General features: G+C 40.0%; 11 protein-coding genes, 2 tRNA genes and 1 pseudogene. 8 read left to right on the top strand and 6 right to left on the bottom strand.

All coding sequences use genetic code 11. The features are described from left to right. Nucleotides 1–175 precede the first annotated feature (175 nt). From FTU38_RS14180 to FTU38_RS14160, 5 genes are all read left to right on the top strand, one after another. Nucleotides 176–718, top strand: a complete 543-nt coding sequence (locus FTU38_RS14180) for a DUF4433 domain-containing protein (protein WP_373684005.1) — start codon at nucleotides 176–178, stop codon at nucleotides 716–718. 9 nt (nucleotides 719–727) lie between these two features. Next, the gene (locus FTU38_RS14175; RefSeq protein ID WP_180041682.1) at nucleotides 728–1,765 is read left to right on the top strand and encodes a macro domain-containing protein; all 1,038 of its coding nucleotides are present in this window, start codon (nucleotides 728–730) and stop codon (nucleotides 1,763–1,765) included. 85 nt (nucleotides 1,766–1,850) lie between these two features. Then, nucleotides 1,851–2,372: a PadR family transcriptional regulator gene (locus tag FTU38_RS14170; RefSeq protein WP_180111647.1), complete on the top strand. Its 522-nt coding sequence runs from the start codon at nucleotides 1,851–1,853 to the stop codon at nucleotides 2,370–2,372. Continuing rightward, nucleotides 2,369–2,686 (top strand): DUF3861 domain-containing protein, encoded by a 318-nt coding sequence (locus FTU38_RS14165; RefSeq protein WP_180049114.1) that lies wholly within the window; start codon nucleotides 2,369–2,371, stop codon nucleotides 2,684–2,686. Before FTU38_RS14170 ends, FTU38_RS14165 begins: the two co-directional genes overlap by 4 nt. 13 nt (nucleotides 2,687–2,699) lie before the next feature. Continuing rightward, complete coding sequence (locus tag FTU38_RS14160) at nucleotides 2,700–2,960, top strand: DUF2798 domain-containing protein (RefSeq protein ID WP_180111645.1); 261 nt, start codon at nucleotides 2,700–2,702, stop codon at nucleotides 2,958–2,960. Nucleotides 2,961–2,973: 13 nt separating this feature from the next. Here FTU38_RS14160 and FTU38_RS14155 read toward each other — a convergent pair whose 3' ends face one another. Continuing rightward, nucleotides 2,974–3,324 carry a co-chaperone YbbN gene (locus FTU38_RS14155; RefSeq protein WP_180111643.1) on the bottom strand — a complete coding sequence of 117 codons (351 nt, stop codon included), beginning with the start codon at nucleotides 3,322–3,324 and terminating at the stop codon, nucleotides 2,974–2,976. A 131-nt stretch (nucleotides 3,325–3,455) separates the two neighbouring features. Between FTU38_RS14155 and FTU38_RS14150 the strand changes: the two genes are divergently transcribed. Then, entirely contained in the window at nucleotides 3,456–4,448 is a 993-nt protein-coding gene (locus FTU38_RS14150) for an NAD(P)H-quinone oxidoreductase (RefSeq protein WP_180111641.1), read from the top strand. A 155-nt stretch (nucleotides 4,449–4,603) separates the two neighbouring features. Here FTU38_RS14150 and FTU38_RS14145 read toward each other — a convergent pair. Next, nucleotides 4,604–4,689, bottom strand: a tRNA-Leu gene (locus FTU38_RS14145). A 10-nt stretch (nucleotides 4,690–4,699) separates the two neighbouring features. After that, nucleotides 4,700–4,773 (bottom strand) — tRNA-Cys (locus FTU38_RS14140). A 152-nt stretch (nucleotides 4,774–4,925) separates the two neighbouring features. Between FTU38_RS14140 and folD the strand changes: the two genes are divergently transcribed. Both folD and FTU38_RS14130 read left to right on the top strand, forming a co-directional pair. Further along, nucleotides 4,926–5,774 (top strand): bifunctional methylenetetrahydrofolate dehydrogenase/methenyltetrahydrofolate cyclohydrolase FolD, encoded by an 849-nt coding sequence (gene folD / locus FTU38_RS14135; protein ID WP_078192972.1) that lies wholly within the window; start codon nucleotides 4,926–4,928, stop codon nucleotides 5,772–5,774. A 263-nt stretch (nucleotides 5,775–6,037) separates the two neighbouring features. Then, nucleotides 6,038–6,706: a methyltransferase gene (locus FTU38_RS14130; protein ID WP_180089223.1), complete on the top strand. Its 669-nt coding sequence runs from the start codon at nucleotides 6,038–6,040 to the stop codon at nucleotides 6,704–6,706. Nucleotides 6,707–6,771: 65 nt separating this feature from the next. Here the strand turns inward: FTU38_RS14130 and FTU38_RS14125 are convergent, their stop codons facing one another. The 3 genes and pseudogenes from FTU38_RS14125 to FTU38_RS14115 form a co-directional block, all read right to left on the bottom strand. After that, complete coding sequence (locus tag FTU38_RS14125) at nucleotides 6,772–7,200, bottom strand: hypothetical protein (RefSeq protein WP_078193296.1); 429 nt, start codon at nucleotides 7,198–7,200, stop codon at nucleotides 6,772–6,774. Nucleotides 7,201–7,397: 197 nt separating this feature from the next. Beyond that, nucleotides 7,398–8,717 carry an MFS transporter gene (locus tag FTU38_RS14120; protein WP_078190125.1) on the bottom strand — a complete coding sequence of 440 codons (1,320 nt, stop codon included), beginning with the start codon at nucleotides 8,715–8,717 and terminating at the stop codon, nucleotides 7,398–7,400. A 288-nt stretch (nucleotides 8,718–9,005) separates the two neighbouring features. Then, a pseudogene (locus FTU38_RS14115) lies at nucleotides 9,006–9,182 on the bottom strand (alpha-ketoglutarate permease); the annotation flags it as partial. Nucleotides 9,183–9,486: the final 304 nt, after the last annotated feature.

Genomic DNA, 9,486 nt, shown 5'->3' with positions numbered 1-9,486 from the left:
TGAGGATCAGAAAGCTTGTTTGAATCGATGTATTTCATCCGCAGATTATGCACGAATGCTAAGAAATCCGGAGTGCAAATATTAACCAAAAAGAAGATCGTTTTTTGATTTATGAAAGAGATCTATTGATAAACTTTCGTCGATAATATCACATGGATTATTGTCAGATAGTATTGTGTCTCAAAATCAGTTTGGTGGTACGGTAATTGGTCTAAGTCACATAAAGCAAAGGCGTTTAACAGAGCTAACTCTAAGTTGTTATCCTAATTTATATGTGGGGGAATGTGTTCCATTCTATTTTTGTCCCAGATCAGTAATGCTGTATATGATCAATCAGGGTAATTCAGATTTAACGTACGATGGAGGGCAGTCTGGTATCATTCATTTGCGTTTTGATATGCATGAATGTGTTCAATGGGCAATAGCTAATAGAAGGCGTTGGGTCTTTACCTCTACTAATGCTGGTTCTAGATTCTTTGAAGATTACAATAATTTAAGTGATCTAAGTCTATTGGATTGGAATGCTATTTCTAGTCGATATTGGAGTAGCTGTAGAGATCAAAAACAAGTTGAATTTTTGATTGAGAATTCAATTTCATGGAATTTAGTTAAAGAAATAGGTGTTTATAATCAAGCTATGTTGAATCGTGTTAACGTTTTATTAGTTGGTCAAACTCATAGGCCACATGTTAGAATCCAACAAGATTGGTACTATTGAGATTTCGTTATGATTACATTTACTCATGGCGACATATTGAAAGCTGATGTGGAAGCTATTGTTAATACAGTTAATTGTGTTGGTGTAATGGGTAGAGGCATTGCTCTTCAATTTAAGAAAGCATGGCCAGATAACTTTAAACACTATGCTGTAGCATGCAAACGAAATGAAGTAGTACCAGGAAAAATGTTCATTTATGAAACATTAGGACTAACTAATCCTAAATATATTATTAATTTCCCGACAAAAAGACACTGGAAAGGTGCAAGTCGTATTGAAGATATTGAATCCGGCTTGCAGAGTTTAGTTTTAGAGATTAAAGATAAAAAAATAAGGTCTATAGCAATTCCTCCTTTAGGAGCAGGTTTAGGGGGATTGGATTGGAAAATTGTCAAAGAAAGAATTGTTCACTATTTAGATGGATTATCAGATATTGATATTTTGATATACGAGCCATTAAATTCAAATATAAAAATTGAAAAAGTAATCAATAAACAAGTGCCAAATATGACTCCAGGTCGTGCAATTTTAATTGAATTAATGCAAAGATATTTAAAAGGTCTACTGGATCCATTTGTTTCTTTGTTGGAAGTACAAAAACTTTTATATTTTATGCAGGAAGCAGGAGAACCCTTGCGCTTAAATTATAAAAAAGCTCTTTATGGACCTTATGCTGATAATTTAAGACATGTATTAAATGTAATGGAAGGGCATTATATTCAGGGATATGATGATGGTGGAGATGATCCTTCTAAAGCACTCAGTTTAGTTCCTGGTGCTGTTGAAGAAGCTCGAGAATATCTTAAGAATTATCCTGAAACATTGCAGCGTTTTGAAAAAGTTACAGATATAGTAGATGGTTTTGAAAGTAGATTTGGTCTGGAGTTACTTGCCTCTGTGCATTGGGTAGCTAAATATGAAGGCTCCAAAGATAGAGAGGAATTAGTAAATAAAATTCATAATTGGAATATAAATAAAAAGAAATTTACTCCACGCCAGATAGATATTGCATATAAGAATTTACAGGATAATTTTGTATTTTCTTAATTTTAAGAACCACTGAAAAGTGGTTTTTTATTTTATAAAATTATAATAAGATATATCTTAATTAACTTTAAGCTATATCTTTCCTATGTCGAAATCAGATCTGATTGCAGATATCGAAAGCACAGCCAAACCGCGAAAACGCCTGTTTGAAGCAGGTGAAATGAAGCTTTTGGTCCTGCATTTTATCGCCCAGCAACCCAAATTCAGCTACGACATCATTAAAGATGTCGGCGCAATCGTAGGCGGTGGTTACAGTCCAAGCACAGGGACAATTTACCCAACGCTGAATTACCTCGAAGAACAGCAATACATCCATGCAGAACTAAATGCGGAAGACCGTAAACAATACAGCGTTACGCAGTCAGGCTTAGCGCATCTGGATGCCGAAAAAGCCACAGTAGAGAAAATCCTCTGCCGTTTTGATACCCGCAAGCAGATTCATAACAACGAACAATACGTCGATATCAAACGTGCGATGGAAAACCTAAAAGCATCACTGCGCATCAAAATTCAGCACTGTGAACTGACACCTGAACAGGTGTATGCCATTGCAGAAAAAATCGATCAGGCGGCCGTCGAAATCAGCCGTATGGAGGTGACACAATGAAACAGCATCAATATGAAATTACGCTCAAACACATTGCCGATGCACAGGGCAATCCATCGACCTATACCGAAGCTTTGCAGTTTAATGCTTACAACCATGATGACATGTTTAAGGTGCTAGAGCATTTGACTAAAGCGCAGTTATTAGATGATGAAAAAACCAAAGCCTTTGCCGTGGGTCTGAAACTGTTTGGTGAAACCTTGCTGGAAAATAAAGACCTTCCTTTATTTAAAGATTTCATGCCGCATTTTGGTCAGTTTATGAAAACACTGAAACAAACCGTAAAAGCCCAGAACGCAGCCCAAGACGAATAATAGGTATTTACAGATGAATCAACTCCCAAAATTTCATCCCAAACACATGACTTGGCTGATGCCCCTGATTCTGTCCGGCATTATGAGCGGTTCAATTTCCTGCTTTAATATGCTGATGAATAAAGGCTTAGTTGAAGGCTTTCTTGGTATTTGGCTGCGCGCTTGGGGTATGTCATGGATGATGGCATTTCCACTTATTTTGATTGTTTTGCCATTGGTGCGTAATACGTTAATGAAGTTTGTGCGCTTACCGAATGAGCCTGCATCTAAATAGAAGGCACATCCATTTAGTCATGAGTTGAGTGTGACTGCATAGCATCTTGAATGATGGCTGTTAATTCAGTCAGCGATTTAACTCCTGCAATACGTTGAATCACCTGCCCGCGATAAAACAGCAAGGTTGAAGGCAGGCCATAAACGTTATATCGCAAGGTCAGTATCGGTGAGGAATCGACATTCACCTTGCCAAATTTGAGCCGTGTATGCTGCGTGGACATTTGGCTTGCACACTGCTCAAATACAGGGAAGTTCTGCACACAGGGCGCGCACCAGTCTGCATAGAAACGAATCACGGCAAAACCATCGAACCATTCATAGTCGCTGGCGTTATCTTCGTTATATTCAACAACCTGAACCATGTGCTGCCTATTATTAATTTGCTAAATAGTCAGCCAATTATACATAAGTCCATTGTTATTCAATCTGTATGCTTTCTATGTTCAAATAGTGCAGAGATAGATGAATAGTCAATAATTGAAAAGGAAAAACAATGTCACAGCAAAGCATGCAGCAGGTCATTATTACTGAACCGGGCGGTGTCGATAAACTGGCGTATGAAAGCGTTGCCATCCCAGATGCGAAAGCGGATGAAGTGTTGGTTAAAGTGCATGCCTTTGGTATTAACCGTCCAGACATTTTACAGCGCCAAGGCTTGTACCCAATGCCGAAAGGGGTAACACCAGTACCGGGTCTGGAAGTGGCGGGTGAAGTAGTTGCTGTGGGTGCAGATGTCACTTTGTTTAAAGTGGGTGATAAAGTCTGCGGTCTGACCAATGGTGGTGGTTATGCAGAATATTGCGTAGTACCTGAAAGCCAAACCATTCGTATTCCTGAAGGTGTAAGCTTTACTCAAGCAGCAGCGATTCCTGAAACATTCTTTACGGTCTGGGCGAATGTATTCCAAATGGGTAAAGCCAAAGCAGGTGAAACGGTGCTGATTCATGGGGGAACCAGTGGTATTGGAACCACAGCAATCATGCTGTGTAATGCGTTGGGCATGAAAACATTTGCAACAGTCGGTTCAGATGAAAAAGTGGCAGCGATCTCTGATATCACGCATGCGATTAACTACAAGACTCAAGACTTTGAGCAAGTGATTAATGAAGCGACCAATGAGCAAGGTGTAGATGTCATTTTAGATATTGTTGGCGCACCGTATTTAGCGCAGAACCTCAATCTATTACGTCGTGATGGTCGTTTGGTCTATATCGCATTTTTAGGCGGTGCAAAAGCCAAAGAAGTAAAACTGGGTCAAATCATGATGAAGCGTTTGACCATTACAGGCTCAACCATGCGTGCGCGTAATACTGCAGAAAAAGCAGAGATTGCCAAAGGCATTCAGGAAAATGTTGTTCCGTTATGGTCTAAAGGTGAATGCCTGCCAATGATTTACAAAACATTTAAGTTTGACCAAATTCAAGAAGCACATGCAGCCATGGATACAGGCGACCATGTGGGTAAGATTGTGGTTGAAGTGATCTAAAGGATTATTTTTAAAACGCGATGTATTTGCAGGGTGTTTTAAAATAATTAAAGAGGGCAATGTCCCTCTTTTTTTATTGTCTTACTAAATTTTAGGCATAAAAAAACCAGCTTATCGCTGGGTTCTTTATTACACCATCTTCAATAGAAGAAGAATGGTGCCCGAGGCCAGACTCGAACTGGCACGCTTTGTGGGCGGGGGATTTTAAATCCCCTGTGTCTACCGATTTCACCACTCGGGCTTAACAAGATTGGAGGCGGAGGTCGGAATCGAACCGGCGTACACGGAGTTGCAGTCCGCTGCATGACCACTCTGCCACCCCGCCACGTCTTGTTGATGCGTATATTAGCAAGCTCTGAAAAAAAAACAATAGCAGATTCATCTGTATGAGCATAAAAGCAGCATACAAGGTAAAAAATTTAAAATAATCATGTATTATGTGCAAAATTGATTCATATCATCACTTGGAGAAGTGCCGTGGCATTAGTTTTAGATGGTCGTGCATTGGCGAAGAAAATTGAAGCTGACTTGTTGACTCGCGTAGAAGCGCTAAAAGAGAAAACTGGTCGTACCCCAATTCTTGCGACTATTTTGGTAGGTGACGATGGTGCATCTGCAACTTATGTACGTATGAAAGGGAATGCTTGCCGCCGTGTTGGTATGGATTCATTAAAAGTTGAGCTTCCTAAAGAAACCACAACTGAGCAATTGCTTGCTGAAATTGAAAAATTGAATGCAAATCCAGATGTTCACGGTATTTTGTTACAACACCCCGTACCTGCTCAAATTGATGAGCGTGCTTGTTTCGATGCGATCTCGCTTGAAAAAGACGTAGATGGCGTGACCTGCTTAGGTTTCGGCCGTATGGCAATGGGTGAAGCTGCGTATGGTTCTGCGACTCCTGCAGGTATCATGACCATTTTAAAAGAAAACAACATTGAAATCGCAGGTAAACATGCGGTTGTTGTGGGGCGTTCTGCAATTTTGGGTAAACCAATGTCTGCAATGTTACTTGAAGCAAATGCGACAGTGACTACGTGCCACTCACGTACTCAAAACTTGGCTGACTTTGTTAAACAAGCTGACATTATTGTAGGTGCGGTAGGTAAAGCTGAATTGATTCAAAAAGATTGGATCAAACCAGGTGCAGTGGTTGTTGATGCTGGCTTTCATCCACGTGATGGCGGCGGTGTAGGTGATATCCAATTGGTGGGTATTGAAGAAGTTGCTTCTGCTTATACACCTGTTCCGGGTGGTGTAGGTCCTATGACCATTACAACGTTGATTCGTCAAACTGTTGAAGCTGCTGAAAAAGCGTTGGGTTAATCTTTTAATAAAAAGATATTAAAGTCACAACGGAGTCTTACCGTTGTGACTAAAATGTAAGAAGCTCGTATGTTACTTTTGTTTCGGCAAAAGTAACCAAAACCATTTGTCATCTGCTGAACTCGACAGAATCAGTCTTTTGATTAATGGTATCGCAGAAACAGTGTTCATTCGATTAAGGTCTGTCTCGCACAGCAGCAGATGACGATGTCGCATATCTAATACGTTTATAAATTCAAATAAAATCATCTCCAAGGCTTAATATGAGCTGTACTTTCCAATTCCCCAAAGCCCCTGAACATTTACTGAAAGCACTGCATGAAGTCATTCCGCATTGTGAATTACATGCACAACAGTTGCCTGAAACCCCCATTTCTTTATGGTTGATACCGCCTGTATTTCCAACCGATAAATTGGATGATGAAGTCATTCGCCGTATATGGAGTGACACACCGTATTGGATTTTCTGCTGGGCTTCTGGTCTTGCGATGGCGCAGTGGTTATTGGCAGAGCCGCATCATGTCAAAGATAAAGTGGTGTTGGACTTTGGTGCAGGTTCAGGCGTGGTGGCGATTGCCGCGAAAATGGCAGGGGCGAAACGCGTGATCTGCTGTGACATCGACCAAGTGAGCCTAGATGCCTGCCGTGCCAATGCAGAGTTGAATAATGTTGAACTCGAATATTTGGACGATCTGTATAAAGCCGAACAAGTCGATATTTTATTGGCTGCAGATGTGCTATATGACCAATGCAACCGTTTCTTTTTGGATGAGTTTTTAAAGTTTGCTCCAGAAGTGTGGGTGGCAGACAGTCGTGTGAAAAACTTTAGTCATCCTAAATATGAAAAACTCGATGAACGTAGCGCAACAACATGGCCTGATTTGGATGAATCACCTGAGTTTCGAAATGTGAGTTTTTATAAAACCCTATAAATATTGAACCCATAAAAAAAGACGCTCAAAGCGTCTTTTTTTTGTCTTTTGAACAGCAAATTTGATTAAGAACAAGTATAACGAACCACACGTAAGGTGGCAGGGCGAGCATCGAGTGCATCGCGTGCGCCTAAGTTTTCAGAGTTACGAAGGTCTGGGGTATTTGACAGACCGAAGTTCGCACGTGTATTACCAATTTGACGGCCGTACTGGGTATTTTCCAAAGCAGGATTTGCAATTTCGTTCACGCTTAAGATTTGTAATTTATAGGTCTTTTGCGTATTTAATACTTTTTGGCAAGCACGTTGTAATTTATTGGCATCCAGTTGTTGGTTTTGGCGACCCGCTAAAGTATATGCAAGTGTTGCGCTATCTGCAGATTTGGACTCTATTTGAAAGCCCGTTTGACCATTAAAAGCACGTGGAGTGCTTTGGCAAGCAGCCATCGACATTGCAACAATACCCAAACTTAAAACTTTGTAAATATTTTTCATCATTCATTCGCCGTGTGTATTTGTATGCTCAGTATGCCATAGTCCGTCTGTCGACTCGATGGCGAAAACCAAGAAAGCCAAAGAAGTTTGATTAAATTATGATGTGGACGAGTCGATGAATGGATGGAAATGGAGATAAAAAAAGCTCATCAAAATAGGCTTTGATGAGCTTAAGTGGAATAGCAGGGCTGAGCGAATTAATCGTCAGTGATCATGCTATGTTTTTTGGTATCTTTCATGAAGACATAGGTAATTAAAGATAAACCAATCATGAATGTAATGTAGTAGAAGAAGTAGTTTTCATGGCCTGCATTTTTGAAGCTCAAAGCCACAAGTTCTGCGGTACCACCAAAGAGTGTATTTGCAATGGCATAAGGCAATGCAACACCTAGAGCACGAATGTGCGCAGGGAACAACTCTGCTTTTACTACGGCATTAATCGCAGTATAACCAGTGACAATCACCATACCGCTCATGCAGAGCATAAATGCAGTGGTTGGGCTAGTCGTAGAACCGATTCCATTGAAAATTGGAATGGTAAAGAGTACACCAAGCACACCAAAGGCGATCATGATTGGCTTACGACCAATTTTGTCTGAAAGCGCACCAACAGCAGGTTGTAAAAGCATGAAGATGAAAATCGCAGCAGTGGTAATTTCAGTTGCTGTGGTTTTTTCAAAGCCAGACGTGTTGACCAAATACTTTTGTAAATAAGTGGTAAAGGTATTGAACGCTAAAGTACCACCGGCAGTCAACATGATCACAGTGAAGGCTTGTTTAGGGTATTTAGTAAATAACGCTAAAGCACCTGATTTTGGACCACCATTTTTAGCCTGTTCTTGAGCTTCTTTAGAGGATTGAGTTTCAACTAAACCGCGACGAATCCAGAACACCACAATAGCGAGCAACGCACCGATGAAGAAGGGAACACGCCAGCCCCATTCAGTTAAAGCTTGTTCTGAGAAATTGCGTTGTAAGATAATTAAAACGCAAAGTGCCAATAGCTGACCTGAAATCAGTGTGACATATTGGAAACTTGAGAAGAAACCACGGTGGTTTTTACCTGCCATTTCAGTCAAATAGGTCGCACTAGAGCCATATTCACCGCCGACACTTAAGCCTTGGAGTAAACGCGCTAAAAGTAGAATAGCGGGTGCGAGCATGCCTACAGAATCATAGGTTGGCGCACATGCGATCATCAGTGAGCCGACACACATCAACGATACAGACAGCGTTAAACCTGCTTTACGACCTTTGCGGTCTGCATAAATACCCATGACCCATGCGCCGATTGGACGCATTAAGAAACCGAGTGCAAAGACTGCGGCTGCTTGTAAGAGTTTTACAGTATTGTCACCGTCAGGGAAAAATTGCGGTGCAAAGTAAAGGGTAAAGGCAGCGTAGACATACCAGTCGTACCATTCAACGAGGTTGCCGGCAGATCCGCCGAGGATAGATTTGACACGAGTTTTTCTATCCAATTGTTCAGGAACAACTGGCTCAGATGAGTTTGACACATCATTCTCCAAGGAATGAATGCAAAACATATCCATTTAAACTCTTTGGGAAAAGTTTAAATCAATATATTTTGTCGAAATGGGAGATGGAACTATATTTATTTAATTTATACTCCTGTTGTCGCATAAAATCATGCGACTTTAGTCTATAAAATGCGATTTTTTTGAGCAGATACATTTTTCACGACTAAATGAAAACAACAAAGCCTCATAGATTGAGGCTTTGATGGGAAAAAATATGCATTTTTTGATCAGCTTGATCAATAAGTCATCATCAAATAATTCTGATCAATGCTCCTGAATTTTGGAATGGTGTTTGGTGTCTTTCATAAAGACGTAGACCAATAACGAAATAAAAATCATGATGGTTACATAGATGAAGAACCATGTCTCATAGCCAGCTTCTTTGAAACTTAGGGCAAAAAATTCTGCAGTACCACCAAAGATGGTATCTGTAAGTGCATAAACGGGGTACATCAAAACTGAAGGCTTCTGCAGCTGAACATGCAATATATAAAAGCTTGAAATAAAATTTTAAAAAAGATTAGGTTGAAAAAAAATACAAATCAACTGCTTGTAATTATGTTTGCTTTGAATATAGGTTCTGACTTTAAAATGATTGATTTCATGCTTGAGCCAGCAAGCTTTTAAACGTACATTTAAAATATAACTTCTCATTTATTGAAGGATATAAAAAACTCAGCGTACAGATATCTTGATCAAAATAGGTACTTGATCAAAAAGCATGATCAATGAGAAAAATAATAAA

Source organism: Acinetobacter sp. YH12098 (assembly GCF_013419235.1).
Lineage (GTDB): Bacteria > Pseudomonadota > Gammaproteobacteria > Pseudomonadales > Moraxellaceae > Acinetobacter > Acinetobacter amyesii.
The sequence above is the reverse complement of the archived record's forward strand: the minus strand, read 5'-3'. Positions and strand labels throughout refer to the sequence as shown.